The organism is Aureimonas glaciei (assembly GCF_014643375.1).
GTDB lineage: Bacteria > Pseudomonadota > Alphaproteobacteria > Rhizobiales > Rhizobiaceae > Plantimonas > Plantimonas glaciei.
This window is the reverse complement of sequence record NZ_BMJJ01000003.1, coordinates 470,674-487,336: the sequence shown is the minus strand read 5'-3', so window position 1 is coordinate 487,336 and position 16,663 is coordinate 470,674. Positions and strand designations below refer to the sequence as shown.

The 16,663-nt window shown below is 67.5% G+C and carries 15 protein-coding genes and 1 pseudogene; 9 read left to right on the top strand and 7 right to left on the bottom strand.

The window, feature by feature from the left end; all coding sequences use genetic code 11:
- Nucleotides 1–51: 51 nt before the first annotated feature.
- From coxB to IEX88_RS09015, 3 genes are read left to right on the top strand one after another with little or no spacing between them, the layout of a single operon-like run.
- Nucleotides 52–723 carry a cytochrome c oxidase subunit II gene (gene coxB, locus IEX88_RS09025; RefSeq protein ID WP_244639979.1) on the top strand — a complete coding sequence of 224 codons (672 nt, stop codon included), beginning with the start codon at nucleotides 52–54 and terminating at the stop codon, nucleotides 721–723.
- Complete coding sequence (ctaD, locus tag IEX88_RS09020) at nucleotides 720–3,302, top strand: cytochrome c oxidase subunit I (protein ID WP_373289562.1); 2,583 nt, start codon at nucleotides 720–722, stop codon at nucleotides 3,300–3,302. Before coxB ends, ctaD begins: the two co-directional genes overlap by 4 nt.
- A complete protein-coding gene (locus IEX88_RS09015; protein ID WP_188850237.1) occupies nucleotides 3,299–3,655 on the top strand; it encodes a hypothetical protein in 357 nt (118 codons plus the stop codon). The genes ctaD and IEX88_RS09015 overlap by 4 nt, the downstream gene beginning before the upstream one ends.
- A gap of 130 nt (nucleotides 3,656–3,785) precedes the next feature.
- Here the strand turns inward: IEX88_RS09015 and chrA are convergent, their stop codons facing one another.
- Complete coding sequence (gene chrA / locus IEX88_RS09010; RefSeq protein WP_188850236.1) at nucleotides 3,786–4,991, bottom strand: chromate efflux transporter; 1,206 nt, start codon at nucleotides 4,989–4,991, stop codon at nucleotides 3,786–3,788.
- A gap of 593 nt (nucleotides 4,992–5,584) precedes the next feature.
- On the opposite strand from chrA, the gene IEX88_RS09005 reads away from it, so the two are divergent.
- Nucleotides 5,585–6,145 (top strand): DUF309 domain-containing protein, encoded by a 561-nt coding sequence (locus IEX88_RS09005; protein ID WP_188850235.1) that lies wholly within the window; start codon nucleotides 5,585–5,587, stop codon nucleotides 6,143–6,145.
- 165 nt (nucleotides 6,146–6,310) lie between these two features.
- Here IEX88_RS09005 and IEX88_RS09000 read toward each other — a convergent pair whose 3' ends face one another.
- From IEX88_RS09000 to hemN, 3 genes are all read right to left on the bottom strand, one after another.
- Nucleotides 6,311–7,678, bottom strand: a complete 1,368-nt coding sequence (locus IEX88_RS09000) for a PepSY-associated TM helix domain-containing protein (protein ID WP_188850234.1) — start codon at nucleotides 7,676–7,678, stop codon at nucleotides 6,311–6,313.
- A 118-nt stretch (nucleotides 7,679–7,796) separates the two neighbouring features.
- On the bottom strand, nucleotides 7,797–8,186 hold the full coding sequence (locus IEX88_RS08995; protein WP_188850233.1) for a hypothetical protein: 390 nt from the start codon (nucleotides 8,184–8,186) through the stop codon (nucleotides 7,797–7,799).
- A gap of 131 nt (nucleotides 8,187–8,317) precedes the next feature.
- The gene (hemN, locus tag IEX88_RS08990) at nucleotides 8,318–9,670 is read right to left on the bottom strand and encodes an oxygen-independent coproporphyrinogen III oxidase (protein ID WP_188850232.1); all 1,353 of its coding nucleotides are present in this window, start codon (nucleotides 9,668–9,670) and stop codon (nucleotides 8,318–8,320) included.
- A 210-nt stretch (nucleotides 9,671–9,880) separates the two neighbouring features.
- On the opposite strand from hemN, the gene IEX88_RS08985 reads away from it, so the two are divergent.
- Nucleotides 9,881–10,231 (top strand): VOC family protein, encoded by a 351-nt coding sequence (locus IEX88_RS08985; RefSeq protein ID WP_210319255.1) that lies wholly within the window; start codon nucleotides 9,881–9,883, stop codon nucleotides 10,229–10,231.
- Nucleotides 10,232–10,326: 95 nt separating this feature from the next.
- Here the strand turns inward: IEX88_RS08985 and IEX88_RS08980 are convergent, their stop codons facing one another.
- The 3 genes from IEX88_RS08980 to IEX88_RS08970 form a co-directional block, all read right to left on the bottom strand.
- On the bottom strand, nucleotides 10,327–11,019 hold the full coding sequence (locus IEX88_RS08980; protein WP_188850231.1) for a LysM peptidoglycan-binding domain-containing protein: 693 nt from the start codon (nucleotides 11,017–11,019) through the stop codon (nucleotides 10,327–10,329).
- Nucleotides 11,020–11,257: 238 nt separating this feature from the next.
- Nucleotides 11,258–11,746, bottom strand: a complete 489-nt coding sequence (locus IEX88_RS08975) for a DUF421 domain-containing protein (protein ID WP_188850230.1) — start codon at nucleotides 11,744–11,746, stop codon at nucleotides 11,258–11,260.
- A gap of 305 nt (nucleotides 11,747–12,051) precedes the next feature.
- Nucleotides 12,052–12,573 carry a PRC-barrel domain-containing protein gene (locus tag IEX88_RS08970; RefSeq protein WP_188850229.1) on the bottom strand — a complete coding sequence of 174 codons (522 nt, stop codon included), beginning with the start codon at nucleotides 12,571–12,573 and terminating at the stop codon, nucleotides 12,052–12,054.
- A gap of 431 nt (nucleotides 12,574–13,004) precedes the next feature.
- Between IEX88_RS08970 and IEX88_RS08965 the strand changes: the two genes are divergently transcribed.
- From IEX88_RS08965 to IEX88_RS27370, 4 genes and pseudogenes are all read left to right on the top strand, one after another.
- Nucleotides 13,005–14,294 (top strand): PRC-barrel domain-containing protein, encoded by a 1,290-nt coding sequence (locus IEX88_RS08965; RefSeq protein ID WP_188850228.1) that lies wholly within the window; start codon nucleotides 13,005–13,007, stop codon nucleotides 14,292–14,294.
- A 360-nt stretch (nucleotides 14,295–14,654) separates the two neighbouring features.
- On the top strand, nucleotides 14,655–15,305 hold the full coding sequence (locus IEX88_RS08960; RefSeq protein WP_188850227.1) for a peroxiredoxin: 651 nt from the start codon (nucleotides 14,655–14,657) through the stop codon (nucleotides 15,303–15,305).
- Nucleotides 15,302–16,201, top strand: coding sequence for an MBL fold metallo-hydrolase (locus IEX88_RS08955; protein WP_188850226.1), 900 nt, complete (start codon nucleotides 15,302–15,304; stop codon nucleotides 16,199–16,201). The genes IEX88_RS08960 and IEX88_RS08955 overlap by 4 nt, the downstream gene beginning before the upstream one ends.
- A pseudogene (locus IEX88_RS27370) lies at nucleotides 16,198–16,491 on the top strand (ArsR/SmtB family transcription factor); the annotation flags it as partial. The gene IEX88_RS08955 and the pseudogene IEX88_RS27370, both read left to right, overlap by 4 nt.
- Nucleotides 16,492–16,663 lie beyond the last annotated feature (172 nt).

Sequence of the window (16,663 nt, the reverse complement as noted above, 5' to 3'; positions counted from 1 at the left end):
GGCAGCTCCTGGTCGGGCCTGTCGCGTCGCGGCCCGGTTTTCGTCGTTCCCTTGGCATGTGGGCTCGGCGGCTGCGCTGGCAACCTGTCGGCCCTCGATCCGGCAGGACCGGCCGCCCAATCCACGGCGCTGCTCTGGTGGGTGATGCTGTCGGGCGCGACGGCGATCTTCCTGTTCGTCATGGGGCTCGTCGCCTTTTCGCTCCTGCGTCCCGGGCGCGGCGCATCCATTCCGCCCCAGCGCTGGCTGGTCTGGGGCGGCCTGGCCTTTCCGGGCGTGGTGCTGACGGCGCTGCTCGTCTTCGCGCTGACGACGGGCGAACGCCTGCTGCCGCATCCTGGAAGCGGCGCCACTGTCGTCGAGGCCGTTCCGCGCCAGTTTTCCTGGACCTTCCGCTATCCAGGCGGCGCGGAAACCGAGAATGTCCTGCATCTTCCGGTCGGCCGTCCCGTCGACATCCGCGTCATCGGGACCGACGTGATCCATTCCTTCTGGGTGCCGCGGCTCGGCGGCAAGATCGACGCGATCCCGGGGCATGTGAACACGATCCGGCTCGAGGCCGACCGTGCGGGCACGTTCGGCGGGGTCTGCTCCGAGTTCTGCGGCGTCGGGCACACCACGATGACGTTCAAGGCCATCGCGCACGAGGCGGCGGCGTTCGAAGCGGCGCTGGCCGCGGCGAGCCGAGAAGCCGGCGCCCCCGCCAAGGAGGCCACCCCGTGAGCGACACCCCCATCCAAGGCCTTCCCGCCGATGTCGGCGCGGCGCTGACCCAGGCGCCGAAAGGCGCGAGCTCGGCCGAGCGGGAGCTCGAACGCATCTGGCACACGCCCCGCGGCTGGGGGCGGCTGTCTTCGGTGAACCATACGGTGCTCGGCCGCCGCTTCATCATCGCGGCCTTCGTCTTCTTCGCGATCGGCGGCGCCCTGGCCATGCTGATCCGCGCCCAGCTGGCGTCGCCCGACAGCGCCTTCGTCGGCCCGGCGCTCTACAACCAGATCTTCACCATGCATGGCACGGTGATGATGTTCCTCTTCGCCATCCCGATGTTCGAGGGGCTGGCCATCTACTTCCTGCCGAAGATGCTGGGCGCCCGCGACCTCGCCTTCCCCCGGCTGACCGCACTCGGCTTCTGGTGCTACGTCTTCGGGGGAGCGATCCTCATCGTCGCGCTCCTGGCGGGCTATGCGCCCGACAGCGGCTGGTTCATGTACACGCCGCTCTCTTCCGGCCGCCATTCGCCCGGCATCAACGCCGACGTCTGGCTCCTCGGCGTCACCTTCGTCGAGATTTCCGCGATCGCGGCAGCGGTCGAACTCACCGTCTCGATCCTGAAATTCCGCGCCCCCGGCATGAGCCTGCAGCGCATGCCGATCTTCGCCTGGTACATTCTGGTGACGGCGGGGATGATGCTCATCGGCTTCCCGCCGCTGATCCTCGGCTCGGTGCTGCTCGAGCTCGAGCGGGCCTTCGACCTGCCCTTCTTCGACCCGACGCGCGGCGGCGACTCGCTGCTTTGGCAGCATCTCTTCTGGCTGTTCGGGCACCCCGAGGTCTACATCATCTTCCTGCCCGCGGCCGGCATGGTGTCGACGATCCTGCCCGTCCTCGCCCGCAAGCAACTCCTCGGCTATTCCTGGATCGTCGTCTCGATCATGGCCATGGGCTTCCTCTCTTTCGGCCTGTGGGTGCACCACATGTTCACGGTCGGCATCCCGCATCTGGCGCAGGCCTTCTTCTCGGCCGCGAGCGGTCTCGTCGCCATTCCCACCGGCGTCCAGATTTTTCTCTGGATCGGCACGCTGATGGCCGGCCGGCCGAAGATGAGCGTGCCCATGCTCTATCTCTGCGGCTTCTTCTTCGTCTTCGTCTGCGGCGGTCTGACCGGCGTCATGCTCGCCATGGTGCCGTTCGACTGGCAGGTGCACGACACGCATTTCGTCGTGGCGCACATGCACTATGTTCTGGTCGGCGGCTTTATCTTCCCGATGCTCGCGGCCGCCTACTACTACCTGCCTCACTTCACCGGGCGTCAGCCGCTCTACGGCGTCGGCAAGCTCGCCTTCTGGCTGATCTTCATCGGCTTCAACGCGACCTTCTTCATCATGCACGTCACCGGCCTGATGGGCATGCCGCGCCGCTGGGCGAGCTTTCCCGCCGGCTTCGGCTGGGAAATACCCAACCTCGTCTCGTCGATCGGCGGCTTCGTGACAGCGGCGGGCTTTGCGCTCTTTGCCGTCGACATGCTCTTCCAGTTCCGCTTCGGCAAGCCGTCGAAACCCGATCCCTGGCGCGCCGAGACGCTGGAATGGGCCACCGCGATCCCACCCCGCGCCTATGCCTTTCTCGCGATCCCGACGGTGTCGTCGCGGGCGCCGCTGCGCGACGATCCGATGCTGGTCGAGGCGATGAGCCGGGGCGAGGGCTATCTCGCCACGCCCCGCCACGACTGGCAGGAAACCATGGTCGTCGACATGGCGACCGGCGAGCCCGACCACATCGCGATCCTGCCGCGACTGACCTTCCTCCCGCTCTGGACGGCGCTCGCCATCGGCGCCGTGGTCCTCTCGCTTCTCTTCAAGGTCTATCTCGCCACGCCGTTCCTGCTGGTTCTGGTGGTCGGCCTGTTCCTGCTCTGGAGCAAGGATTCCGGGCGCCGCTCCGACATCGGGCCGGTCGATGCGGGCCTCGGCCTGCGCCTGCCGATCCATGCCGAGGTCGAGCGCCCGGCCTCCTGGTGGGGCACGCTCTTCCTGCTGTTCGCCGACGGCACCGTCTTCGCGTCGCTAATCTTCGGGGCGCTCTTCCTGTGGCTGGTGGCGCCGGGATGGCCAGCGCCCGCGGTGGTGGACCTGCCCCTCGCCAAGGCGGTGCCGCTCGCCGTGGCCACGCTGGCCGCAGCGGTGCTCGTCCGGCTGGCGCTCCGCGGCGTCCAGTCGTCCTCCGGATGCCTCGGCCCCGCCACGCTCGCGCTGACCGCGTCCGTCGTCGCGCAGGCGGCGGCGGTCGCCCTCGCCGTCTGGATCATCCTCGCCGATATCCCCGCGCCGACGAGCCATGCCTATTTCGCCGTGACCGCGAGTTTCCTCGCCTATATCGCGCTGCATGCCGGGATCGGCGCGATCCTGTCCGGGCTCCATGTCTGGCGCTGCCTCGCCGGCTACGTCTCCGCCGGTCGTACGGCCGATATCCGCATCGGCATCCTGTGGCAGGACTACACCGCGGTCACGGCCCTCGGCGCCCTCGCCTTCCTCGTGGCCCTGCCCTGGCTCGTTCCTCTTCGGGAGCTTGCGCGCCCATGATCGCGAACCGCTCGCTGGCCTATCTGCTCCTCCTCGTCGCAGGCCTCCTGATCTGGAGCTCCGCCTTCGTCTGGCTCTACGGCGCCTTGTCGGTGGGCTGCGCCTTCGGCTGGGAGGCGATCGCCCTCGGTCCCCTCAGTCTCCAGCGTGCCGTGCTCCTCGGCCTGTGGCTGGCGCATCTCGCCGCGATCGCCCCCCTCCTCGCCTTCACCCACCGTCGGTTGAAGGAGCAGCCGGGTCGGGCCTCCCTGGACGGTTTTTTCGCCGGCGCCGCCTTCTGGGCGACCGTCGTTGCCCTCTGCGTCACCTTCGTGAACTACGCGCCCATCCTCGGCCTTTCGGCCTGCCTCTGAAGAGAGGGCGGACCGAAGGAGGTATCGCCAGGGATAGAGAGGGTCACCTCCAGGCGACGCGTCGGCGTACATCGCGGGCGCTGTGCAAAGGAGGAGCTGAAGCCGAGGGAAGAATCCGGGCGGAAAAGATTCAGACCGCCGCCGTGGTCAGGCTCAGGCCCATCCCGCCCAGCGCCATCAGCAGCACCACACTCCAGGGCGGCGCCTTCCAGACGGTCAAAAGGATGAATCCCGTCAGGGCCAAGGCAAAATCGCGGGGGCCGAGAATGGCGCTCGTCCAGACGGGATCGTAGAGCGCCGCGGCCAGGATGCCGACGACGGCCGCATTGGCGCCCCGCATGGCGGCCTGCGCTTTCGGACGGGTTCGGAACGCATCCCAGAACGGCAGCACGCCGACCAACAGCAGGAAGCCGGGCAGGAACACCGCGACCAGAGAGATCACGGCGCCCGCAAGGCCATCGGGTTCCGGTCCCATGACGGTGCCGAGATAGGCGGCGAAGGTGAACAGGGGCCCGGGCATGGCCTGCGCCGCGCCATATCCCGCCAGGAAGGCATCGGCCCCGACCCAGCCGGGCCGGACGACTTCGGCCTCGAGCAGCGGCAACACGACGTGGCCGCCCCCGAAGACGAGAGATCCCGCCCGATAGAAGGCGTCGAACAGCGCCAGGCCCTGCGACGCGCCGGCGGCGGAAAGAAGGGGGAGAAAAACCAAGAGCAGGAAGAATAAAGCGAGGGCGATCGTCCCGGCGCGCCTGGAAACGGGGAATGCCAGATGCCCGACCGTCGCGCCGGGCGCATTCCGGCACAGCCACAGCCCTGCCAGGGCGCCGGCGGCAATGGCAGCGAACTGCCCGCCCGACCCGGCGAGAAACACCACGAGCAATACCGCCCCCAGCGCGATGCTGGCCCGCTCCCGATCGGGCGCGAGCGATCGCGCCATGCCCCAGACGGCCTGGGCGACGACGGCGACCGCGACGATCTTCAGTCCATGCAAGAGGCCAACGCCGAGCGGACCGGAGAAGGCCGCCGCGCCGTAGCCGAACAGCACGAGAAGCAAGGCCGACGGGAGAGTGAAAGCCGCAAAGGCGGCAAAGGCGCCGATCGGCCCGCCCCGCAGCAGTCCGAGGGCGAAGCCCACCTGGCTCGATGCCGGACCGGGGAGGAACTGGCAGAGCGCCACGAGGTCGGCATAGCCGGCTTCGTCGATCCACTTTCGGCGGGTCACCAGCTCGTCGCGAAAATAGCCGAGATGGGCGATGGGCCCGCCGAAGGATGTCAGACCGAGCTTCAGGAACGCCCGGAAAACCTCGGATGCTCCGCCGCGGGGGCCGGGCATGCTCGGAAGCGCAGGAACTTCTGCCGCCGTCTCAGACCTCACAAAACAGCTCCCCGGCTTTCTCTCTCGGCAGCTTCACTGCCCCGTCGGTGCAACGCGTGGCCCGGTGAAGGCGCCGCGGGCGGCCCGCCGGTCCAAAGGGGCGGCGAGGTGGCGCTTGCGCTCGGGCACGTTCGGACCTCGCGATCGACAACCGATCTACCGCTAGCGGGACTGCATCTCAATCACATGACGTCCTGGGGTTTCGGTTCGGCTCGCCACGCGCGAAGGAGGGCGCGCAGACGAAGCAGCGCCATGGCGACGGCCGGTCCAATGCCGCAGTCTTCCAGGAGGACGCCGATATCGGCTGGGCAGGGACCCGCGGCTCGCATACAGGAGGGCGGACGGAGTTCCAGGAACATGCTTTAGTCGCGGGCATTCGGATCGGGACGATCATGCGCCCGGCGCCGCAGGAAGCGCCCCGCCTTTTCCGGGTCTGCCGCGTCGTCTGCGCCCTTCCACCTCGCCGCCGATGCTCATCGCCAGGCGCTGGCGAGGGTCCTGCCATCGTCGATGTCGTCCTGGCGTCCATCCTTCTCGATCGGCTTTTGCGAATGATTCCTGGCCCCGCCTCCGCCTCCCGGTTGATCCCGGACAGAAATTTTCCGCGCTATGCCTATCTGCCCGGCCGGCACCCGCACCCGGTGCGCGATCCCCGGGGCCACAGCTATCAGGCCGAAGAGCCACCTCTCACCGTCCCGATCGAGGCGGCCCTGGGCTCGGAGCCCTATCGATGGGGCGTCGATCTCTTCAATCACGGCTACTATTGGGAGGCGCACGAAGCGTGGGAGCCGCTCTGGCTCGCGGCCCGGCAGAGCACGCCCCATCTCCTGTTCTTCAAGGGCCTGATCCTGCTGGCGGCCGCCGGCGTCAAGATCCGCGAGGGAAAGCCCACCCCGGCCCGGCGCCACGCAGGACGCGCGGCTTCGCTGTTTCGGCAGGTGGCAGGTGTGCAGGATCCGGCGTTCTGCCGCGCCATCGGCATGTCGCTGCCCACCCTGGCCGAGCGCGCCGAGACGGCGGTGGGATCGATGGCCCTCGCCAGGGCTGCGACAGGCAGCACGCCGGAGCCCGTCTTCGGCTTCCGGCTGGTTCCGAACCGCGGCAGCGCCTGACCGGCCCGCCGGGAAAAGACGGGATCGGCTCCGGTCGACCCCGGCTCTCGCGACGTCCAATCTCCAGGCTCTCCGCCCGGCCGCCCCTTTCTCCGGGGCGGCCAGGCGACGATCGCTTTCACCCTTCCCGCGACAGCGGGGCCGCAAGGGGTGAGGGCCAAGCTCTCAGGAGAACACCCGGCGCAGGGGGGCGACCTGGCGGATGACGAGAACGTCCACCGCGATCATGGCGACGATAAGCAGTCCCGACAGCGGAAACAGCACCCCGAAGACCACGGCCATCGCCCAGAGCGCCCCATAGACCCGCCGGCTCGTCGGATAAGGCGGGACGCCCATGCGGCCGGAGGGCCGACGCTTCAGCCACATGACGAGTGCGGCCACCGAAGACAGGATAATGGCAAGGCACGTCGCCAGCATCAGGAGCTGGTTTGCGAGGCCGAATTCCTGGCCCATGTGGATGTTGATGCCGAGCTCCGTCAGCCGGGAGAGCGAGCCGTAGTCGGCATAGCTGATGTCGACGATCGGCTGCCCGGAATATTGATCGATGTGGATCGTCCGGGCCTCAGCGAGGTCGTCCGGAAACACGGCGGCGCTGTAGACGCCCTTGGCGTCGGCCGGCGGCGTCACCTCGAAACCGGGCGCCATGCCCCTCTCCCGGGCGATCCCGACGGCCCGGTCGAGCCCGATCGGCGCCATCGCCATCGCGTGCGACATCGGCATCGGGCTGGATTCCATCGTCCAACCCACCGTCTCCATGACATGCTCGGCATGCTCGCCCGACGTCGGGACGTTGTCCCACAGGGCGGCGGGGTAGCCGGTGCCGGTGGCGGTGGCGATCTCGGTCAGTTTTCCGCCCCAGAAACTCGACCAGGGAAGCCCGGACAGAGCGAGGAAGGCGATGAGGACACCGGCAAAGGCGCCGGTCACCGCATGCGTGTCGCGCCAGAAGATTCGCTTCGACGGCGTGCCGCGCACGGTGACGACGCCGCCGGACTGCCGCCGCGGCCACCAGAGATAGAGGCCCGACACCACGAGGATAATGGCAAAGCCCGCCATCGCCTCGATCACCCGGTTCGCGTAGGGGCCGAAATAGGCCAGGCTATGCAGCTTGCGGACGACCTCGTTGAATTCGTCGGCCTTGGCGACGCTGCCGAGGACCGCCCCCGTATAGGGATCGACGAAGGCGTAGACCGTCCCCGCCTCGGTCTCGAAGGACAGCCGGGCGGATGCCGTCGGTCCCGATGGCTCGCGGTAGGCGGAGAGCGTCGATCCGGGAAGCGTCGCCTCGGCCGCCTCGACCAGCCGGCTCGGCGGGAGTGGCGCCTCGGCCTGCGCCGCGACGACGTTGCGATGGGCGAAGACGGTGCCGTCGATCTCGTCGCGGAAGAGATAGAGGGACCCCGTCACGGCCAGCAGGATCATGAAGGGAACGGCGATGAGTCCGGCGTAGAAATGCCAGCGCCAGATGGCGCGATAGGTGTCGACGGCGAGCGCGGAACTGCGCGCCGGCACCGGTGCGGTGATGTCGGTCATGGCGGGTAGCCTTTTGCACGGCACGGTCCGGCGCGGCATGCTCCCTCGGGATCCATGCAGGCGGCACCGGCCGTTCCTCAACTGAACGATGGAGGGCAAGGCCCCCCGCAAGATCGCGTCAGGTCGAGGGGCGCGGCGGTCCCCGGGCTTCGTAGCGCCGGTCGATCGGACGGGCGGCGAGTGCTGCCGAATGGTCGACGGTGATTTCGATCCGGGCGGCAAAGCGGATCGGGATGCCGGTCGCGTCGGCAGGGGCGAGGCCGGCCTGGAAATGCAGGCCCGCCGCGCAGAGTTCGCTGCACGGACAGGGCTTGGAACGCTCCCCGTCAGCCGGCCGGTGGGTGCCGTCGATCGAGGCGGAGCAGAGGATCGTCGTGGGATCGGGCGCGATCATCGCCGCGGCGGCCCGCCCGGAGACCGCGATCTGGAACGCGAAGGACAGCACGAGCAGCGCGCACAGCACGCCCCCCGAAAACCTGTCGTTCGTGATCTCTCGCCAGAATCTCATGCAAGCTGCATCGCATGAAATCCGCACGTGGTCGATGCCCCGAGGGCGCCTGCTGCGCCGGCCGACGGGCGACGCCGTCCGGTGCTGTTCGCGAGGCCCTGAACGCCTCGACGGGCGGCGCCCGGCCGCGGCTAAGCCGCCCGGCTGTGGGTGCGTCCGGACTGGTCGAGATAGGCGTCGAAGCAGGCGGCGACCGCGCGGATGACGAAGCGCTGCTCCTGGCGCACGCGAATGACGCCACCGTCGATGTCAATGACGCCGTCCTCTTGCAGCATCGACAGTCCCGCATGGCCGTCCAGCAGCAGCCCGGGGTCGAACCCATGACGGTCGCAGAGGCCGGGGACATCGACGGCGAAATCGCACATCAGCCGCTCGATGATCGCGGCGCGCAGCCTGTCCTCGTCGGTCAACCGGTAGCCCTTGACGGTGGCGAGCGTGCCGGCACCGATCCGCCGGGCATAGCCGCCGGGCGGCACCTCGTTCTGCACATAGCCGTGGTGGGTGCGGCCGATCGCCGAGGCACCGAGCCCGATCAGCGTCTCGCAGGAATCCGTCGTATAGCCCTGAAAATTGCGCTTGAGCGTGCCGTCCGCCTGCGCGCCGACCATGGCGTCGTGGGGCCGCGCATAATGGTCGAGGCCGATGCGGCAGTAGCCGGCGGCAGCAAGCGTTGCGGCGATGGCCTCGGCCTGCTCGTCGCGCTCTCGGCTGCCGGCCAGCGCCGCCTCGTCGATCATCCGCTGGTGTTTCTTGAAGGAGGGAATGTGGGCGTAGCCGAACACGGCCAGACGATCGGGCTTCAGCGCGATCGCCTGCTCGGCGGTTTCGACGCAGGAAGCGACGGACTGGTGCGGCAGGCCGTAGATCAGGTCGAAGTTGATGTTGGGCGTGCCGGCGGCGCGCAGGTTGGCGACGGCATCCGCCGTCTGCTCGACGCTCTGCACCCGGTTGATCGCCGCCTGCACGACGGGATCGAAACTCTGCACGCCGAGGCTGGCGCGCCGCACGCCGCTGTCGCCGAGCGCCGCTGCCATCTCCGCCGTGAGCGTGCGCGGATCGATCTCGACGGCGATCTCGGAATCGCCCGAGAAGGCGAAATGCGTGCGCAGAAGCGCCATCAGGGCGACGAACGCCTGCGGCGTCATGACCGTCGGCGTGCCGCCGCCGAAATGCACGTGGTCGATGGCCAGCTCCTTGCCCACGGTGGCGGCGACGAGGCTGATCTCGGCGCCGAGGACGCCGAGATAATCGAGGATCGGCTGGTCCTTCTGGCTGATCAGGGTGTGGCAGCCGCAATACCAGCACATCGAGCGGCAGAAAGGGATGTGCAGGTAGAGCGAGACAGCGGCATCCGCCGGCGTCGCCCGCAGCCATCCGGCATAGGTTGCGGCATCCGTCTCTTCCGAGAAGCGCGGCGCGGTCGGGTAGCTGGTGTAGCGCGGGAGCCGCGCCTCGCCGTATTTTTCCAGGATGGCCGTTTTCATCGCAAATCCAGATCTCTCTTGCGTTGGACGGCGCACCGTAGTCCGCGCATCGGCCCGGCTCTTTGCGAAATGTCGGGGAGGAAGGCCGCGGTTCGAAGAACTGCCTGCGCCTGCCCCAAAGAGCCCCGCGCTCGCCCCTCCGCCGTTGACTCCGGAGCCGCTGCATCTCAGAAATCGACAGGTTGCCGCGCCGTGCCGATGGGGGATCGCATGCTTCGACCGTTCGTGCCGGCAAGGGACTATGAGCAGTCACGGCAGTTCTACGAGGCCCTGGGCTTTGTCGCGGGTTTCGCGACCGACCGGATGACCGTGATGGCCCATGGCGACGACGGTTTTCTCCTCCAGAACTTTTATCAGAAGGATCTGGCCGAGAACCTCATGATCCAACTGTCGATCCGCGATCTCGCCGCTTGGTGGCAGCAGCATGCCCCCGAGCAGGTGGCGGAACGCTTCGGAAGCAAGGCTCCTGCCCGGCCGGCTCTGCAACCTTGGGGACTTGTCGTCGGCTTCGTTCACGACCCGTCCGGCGTCCTCTGGCACGTGACCGAGGCGTCACCGTAACGCCCGGCAGCGTGCGGAGCCGGCCAAAGCGGCGGCGGGCAGCCCAAGCCGGCTCCGGGGTGCGATGGCCAGGGCCAGCCGCCGCGGCGCCCTTGTCAGCTCGGATCGAACCGGGCCGAGCGGGCCAGCACGTTCTGCTCGGCGTCGGTGATCGTCACGACCACCTGTTTTCCCTCGGGAAGCCATGCCGGAAGCTTCGTCGTCTGCGTCAGGCTTCCCTCCGCCGAGGTGCGGCCCTCCGCGACGGTCTCGGAGGCCGCACCGGCGACGCCCACATTGATGCGGACAGCCTGGTCGGCGGGGAGCGCCGTCGCCGCGATCTCCACATCGGCTTCCGGCGTCGCCGGCAAGGGCGTGACGGCGAGCCTGCCGGACGATCCCGTGACGTCGAGCCTGGAGCGGAGGCTGTCGATGCCGGAGCGAAGGTCGGGGTTCCGGTCCAGGATGCCCTGTGCCGAGGACTGGACGCCCTCGGCCACGCCCTCCAGCGTATTGCCCGTCTCGCCGACGGCTCCCTTGAACTGTCCCCACAGGCGGCTGCCGACCTGCTCGCCGGTGGTCTCGGTCGCCAGCTTCTGCCCGATCACCAGATCGCTCGAACCCTCCACACCGCGATTGGCCGCCAGCAGCCGCGCTTCGGAAAGGTCGCAGCGCTCGGCGATAGCGCTGAGCGTGTCGCCCCGCTCGACCACGACACCGTCCTGGCAAGCGGGGGCTGTGTCCTGAGCCTGCGCCAGCGACGTCGTCGTTGCCAGCGCGATCGCCAGAAGGGAGAGGAACTTGGTCATGACGGGCCTTTCGGTTGAGATTTTGGGATCATGCGCAGTCAGGCGAGGTCCTGGAGAGAGCGTCCCTTTCGGACCGATGGCGGCCGGCTCTTCGGGCCGCCCGGTCCTGCCGCGCAGCCCGCACTTCCGGATCCATGGTCACAAAGCTCTCGACGACGCCTTCGGGTTCCCTCTCGGCGTCGACAACCGCCCGGCGCTGGTCGCGCATGTTCCCTGGAGCGGCGCCAAGACGAAGGACTCACTTGCCCGCCATCAGACCGACGCTCATCGTGCCGTCGCTCTCGAGGATGAGAAACTCGACGTCTTCCACGGCCCGGCCACCGCTGGCGCGCACGGCGCCGAGCGCCTCGTCGCGCGTGACCCGCTCCGAGCGAAGCGCGCCGTCGCAGAACTCACCCTTGCGCACCAGAAGGGTCGGCTCCGAGCGAACGACTTTGGCAAATCCCTTCCAGCGGACCGACAGGAAGGCCACGAGGAACTGCATCGAGATCAACAAAGCGAGCGCGACGGCCCCCTCGACGAGCGCGATGGACTCCTGCAAGAGGATCGCCGACAGGGTCGAGCCGAGGGCGACGGTGACGACGAGATCGAAGGCGTTCAGCTTGGCCAGCGTGCGCTTGCCGGAGATGCGCAGGAAGGCGACGAGCGCCACGTAAGCCAGGATGCCGACAAAGATGGTACGCACGATCCCCTGCCAGTCCTGAAACAGCATGTTTTCCCAGTTCATTCGTCGTCCTCCGGTTGTCCGCTGCGCATGACGCTGGCCCTGGTTCCGATCGCGCGGGCGCAGTGCCGAGCGTCTCCATGATGATGTCGAGGATCTCGTCGCTCTGCCTCGATGACATCACCGGAGGCGAACGCGTCGAACGACAATTCGACCGTTTCTGACGACGACGCCCGGGCCGCGAAACGTCATCCGCGCCCGGGCCATGGTCCTGTCCCGGGGACGCCGTCGTCAGGGGCTGGTCTCCCTCGCGTTCAACGCGGGGCCGGCCGGCCTTCACGGCCGGCCGGCTTCGAGGTTCGGTCTGCTCAGTCGTTCTCTTCGGGGTCGTAGCTGAACTCCGGCGCGTTGGTGAGTTCGTCCTTCGACGTGTTCACATAGGCGCGCATCTCGCCGCCCTGATCGCCGAGGACGATGCTGGACGGATCCAGCAGAACATAGCGGTCGCCGAGGCCGAGGAAGCCGCCGACGCTGACGACGACGCCGGTGATCGTCTTGCCGTCCCTGATGACGAGGTCTTCGATCTCGCCGATTTCCTCGTTCTGGTTGTTGTAGACGTCGAGGTCGTCGAGGCGGGAGGCCATGACGTCTGCCGAGGAATATTCCACGAAGCGGAGCGCGACCGTCGAGGTCGTGCCGCGCGTCATGCCGCCGGCGGCGCCAGCCGCGGCACCATCCGCCCCTGTGGCGGTCGCGGCCGCCGGGGTCTGTGTCGTGGCGCTCGCAGGAGCGGTCGTCTGCTTCGTCGTATCCGCCGGGGCCGTGGTCTGCGCAAAAACGGGCGCGGTGAAGAGAAGGGCAGTCGTCGCCGTGAGGAGGAGGCGCTTCATGATGGATCCTTTCTTGCCGTGAGGGACGTTTGCTGTCCCACTGACTGCCCAACAGTCACTGGCCCCATTTGTTGCATAATTTCGCCATTTTTTGGGAAAGAGGAAATTATTCTTATAAGACTGATCATTAGTTGTGCGATCAATGAATGACTTCCATAATCCATTAGCTGGGTATTGTTCTGCATCATTTGATTTTAAGAGCAAGGACCTGAAATAATTCATTCGTTCATGCGATTTTTTCGTAATGTCTTCCAGCCGTTGCTTATCCTGGGTTTGGCGGCAGGGATTTACCTGCCTAAACAATTGGCGCGGAACAGGCGGCGCCAGGCGGGATTGGCCCTCCAGGTGCCGCCTTAATGCGGACGCCCTTTTGCCTGCCCCGCGCCACTTTCGGCGCCTGGGCTCGGCCACAATCTATGGAAAGGGACAGCATGAACACCAAGCTCAGCATCCTCACCACGCTCATCGCCGGGACGGCCATGGCACTTCCCGCCTACGGCCAGACCACCGAGACGCCGGGCCAGATCGCCCAGACCGAAACCCGGACGAACCTCAATCAGGTTCGTCAGCTCGTCACACAGGCCGAACAGTCGTTGGCGCGCTCAAACACCGCCACTGCCGAACGCGCCCTGGAACAGGCTCGTCAATTGCTCGCCGCCGAGGTCCAGGACGCCGACGCTCGGATGCGGACTGCGCTGACCGCCATCCAGCAGCAGGTCGATGCTGCCTGGCGCCTCTACCAGCAGCAGGACCTGGCCGGCGCTCGCCAGCAGTTGGTCAATGTCGAAAACGCCGATTGGGGCGATGGACAGACGCAGGCCGCACAGGCCGGCCAGCCGGATGGCGAAAGCGTCGATACCGTTACCGTCCAGCCGCAGGCGCCGACCATCCGGGTCGCGACGCCCGATCCGCAGGTGACGGTGCGCCAGAGCCAGCCGCAGGTCCAGGTCGACCAGGGCCAGCCCGAGATCATCGTCCGCCAGGGCGCCCCGGTGGTCACAGTGGACATTCCGCAGCCGCAGATCATCGTCCGCATGCCCGAGCCCGATGTCAGCGTCTCGCAGCGTCCGCCCGAGGTGGATGTGGAGCAGGCCAGCCCGCGTGTTTCCGTGGCCGATCAGAACGAGCCCCAGGTGGAAGTGGACGAGGCCGAGGCCGATACTGCGGACGTCCGGCTGACACGCTCGGCGGAAGGGGCCGACGTCCAGATCCGGCAGGCCGAACAGCGCCCAAACATCCGCTACGAGCGGGAAGAGGCTGAGATTCGCGTCAATCAGGGCGAAGGCGAGCCGGGAATCCGCTACGAGCGCATGGCCGCAGGTCAGCAGCCGCAGCAGCGCGAGGCCATGGCGGACAATGCACCGGCGGCGCCCCGCGAGAGCGCCAACGAGGCGGTCAATGCCCGGTCGAGCGGTGAAGTCGCGCTGACGGTCGGCGAGCTCAAGGGTTACGACATCGTGGGGGCCAACAACGAGACGCTGGGTGATGTCCAGGACGTCGTCAATGTCGACGACCGTCTCTTCGTCGTCATCGCGTCCGGTGGGTTCCTGGGCCTTGGCGAAGACCAGACGGCGATCGCGCTATCGTCGCTGACGGTCCGGGGCGACAACTTCGTGGCGCCCAATGTTACGGAAGAGCAGATCGAGGAACTCGCGGATTTCGACGCCGAGGCCTACCGCTCGCTGCCGGACGAGCATTCGGTCACCGTTGGCAGCACCTGAACGGTCCTCTCCATCGTGAAAAAGGGTGTCGCCCAAAGGGCGGCACCTTCAAATCTGCGGATTGCCCGATTCGTCACCCGCTGGCCGGCTGGACGCAGGCGCCTTGGAAGGCCCTGGGGTGACCAAAAATGCGGATGCCGCCGAAGATTGCCGCAGACATTCTGCTCACCGTCCGGCAGACCGCCTCGTGACCCACGGCGCATTTGCGTGGTGCGGCAGCGTCGCACCCCCCGTCGGTTGGTAATTTTTGCAACTTTCAATTCACATCCGCGCCCATATTGGCGAAATCCCATTGCAATCCACGCCAAATTATACAAATATCGCAATTGAAATCGAGACAATTGCGGGGGAATGTAAAAAATGGCTGGAGACCCACTTGGCAGCGGCACCCGCTTTGGCCCTCCCCTGATCGGGGACATCGCGCCGGCTTTCGCCTGCCGCAGCACCCGGGGCGACCTGGACTCCGCGTCGTTTCTTGGGCGGTGGCTGGTTTTCTTTTCTCACCCCGCCGACTTCACACCCGTCTGCACGTCCGAGTTCGTCGCCTTCGCCAAAGCGGCGCCGGAATTCGCCGCCATTGGCTGCGATCTCCTCGCCCTCTCGGTGGACAGTCTCTTCTCCCACATCGCCTGGGTGCGCACGATCGAGCGACGCTTCGGCGTCGCCATCCCCTTCCCCGTCGTCGAGGATCCGTCGATGGCGATCGCGGCGGCCTACGGGATGATCCATCCCGGCGCGTCCAGCAGCAGCACGGTTCGCGGCTGCTTCGTCATCGACCCCGAGGGCGTGGTGCGGATGTCGTGCTGGTACCCGATGTCGACCGGCCGGAGCGTCGCCGAGATCCTGCGCACCGTCGTGGCGCTGCAGACCGCCGACGCCGAGGGCGTCCTCACGCCGGAAGCCTGGGTGCCGGGCGAGCCGGTGATCGATCTCGCCGATTTCACCGCGGACGATGACCGTGACGTCTCCGACTGGTTCTACCAGACCCGCATGCTGGAGGCCGCAGAATGACGCCCGTCATCCCCGCTGTCACGGCCTTCTTCGACCCGCGCACCTTCTCGCTGCAATATGTCGCCGCCTGCCCGCGGACGAAACGCTGCGCGATCATCGATCCCGTCCTCGACTTCGACGAAAAGTCCGGCTCGACCGGAACGGCGAATGCCGACGCCATCCTCGCTTTCGTCGCCCGCGAAGGGCTAACGGTCGAGTGGATCCTCGACACCCATCCCCATGCCGACCATTTCTCCGCCGCCCGCTACCTCCAGGAAAAGACCGGCGCTCCGACTGCCATCGGCGAGAAGGTCGTCGAGGTCCAAAAGCTCTGGGCCGGGATCTACAACTGGCCTTCCCTCCCCGTCGACGGCTCGCAATGGGACAAGCTCTTTGCCGACGGCGAGACGCTCCGGGTCGGCGAGGTCGAGGGGCACGTGCTGTTCTCGCCAGGCCATACCCTCGCCTCGGTGACCTACGTCCTCGGCGACGCCGCCTTCGTCCACGACACGCTGTTCATGCCCGACAGCGGCACGGCCCGCGCCGATTTTCCCGGCGGGAGCGCCGTGGATCTCTGGCGCTCGATCCAGCGGATCCTCGCTCTGCCGGATACGACGCGCCTCTTCACCGGGCACGACTACCAGCCGGGCGGCCGCGAACCCCGGTGGGAATCGACGGTGGCCGAGCAGAAGGCCGGCAATACGCATCTGACGAAGGCCAGGAGCGAGGCCGAATTCGTCGCCATCCGCTCGGCGCGCGACAGGACGCTCGCCATGCCGAAACTCATCCTCTCGGCGCTGCAGATCAACATCCGCGGCGGCCGCCTACCGGAGCCGGAGAACAATGGCAGGCGCTATCTCAAGATCCCGATGGACGCGCTGAGGGGCGCTGCGCGGGACGGGCAGGCTGCGCCATGACCGCCGGCGGGCTCCCCTGCGACGAGGCGGCGATCGCGGCCGCGACCAGCCTCTTGAAGCGGCTCGGCCATCCCGCGCGCCTCGCCATCCTGTGCCGTCTTGTCGAGGGCGAGATGTCGGTGGCCGAGATGGAGAGCACCCTCGGGCTGCGCCAGCCCTCGCTGTCGCAGCAGCTGGCCGAGCTGCGCAGCGCCGGGATCATCGAACCCCGGCGTGAATCCAAGACGGTCTTCTACCGGCTGGCAGACACCAAGGCCCGCCGGCTGGTGGAGCTGCTGCAGCAGATGTTCGCAAGTGCCGACGTCCCCGCACCCGTCCCGGTACCGACGGCACGCGCGCCGAAACCGCCGACAACGCCGTTCGGCGCGGCCGTCTTCGCCAGGGTGGGTCCAGGAAGCACTCCCCCGTCCCAAGACGCCGAAAACGAGACACCGTCACCGCTCACATCCTTTGGGAGGACAT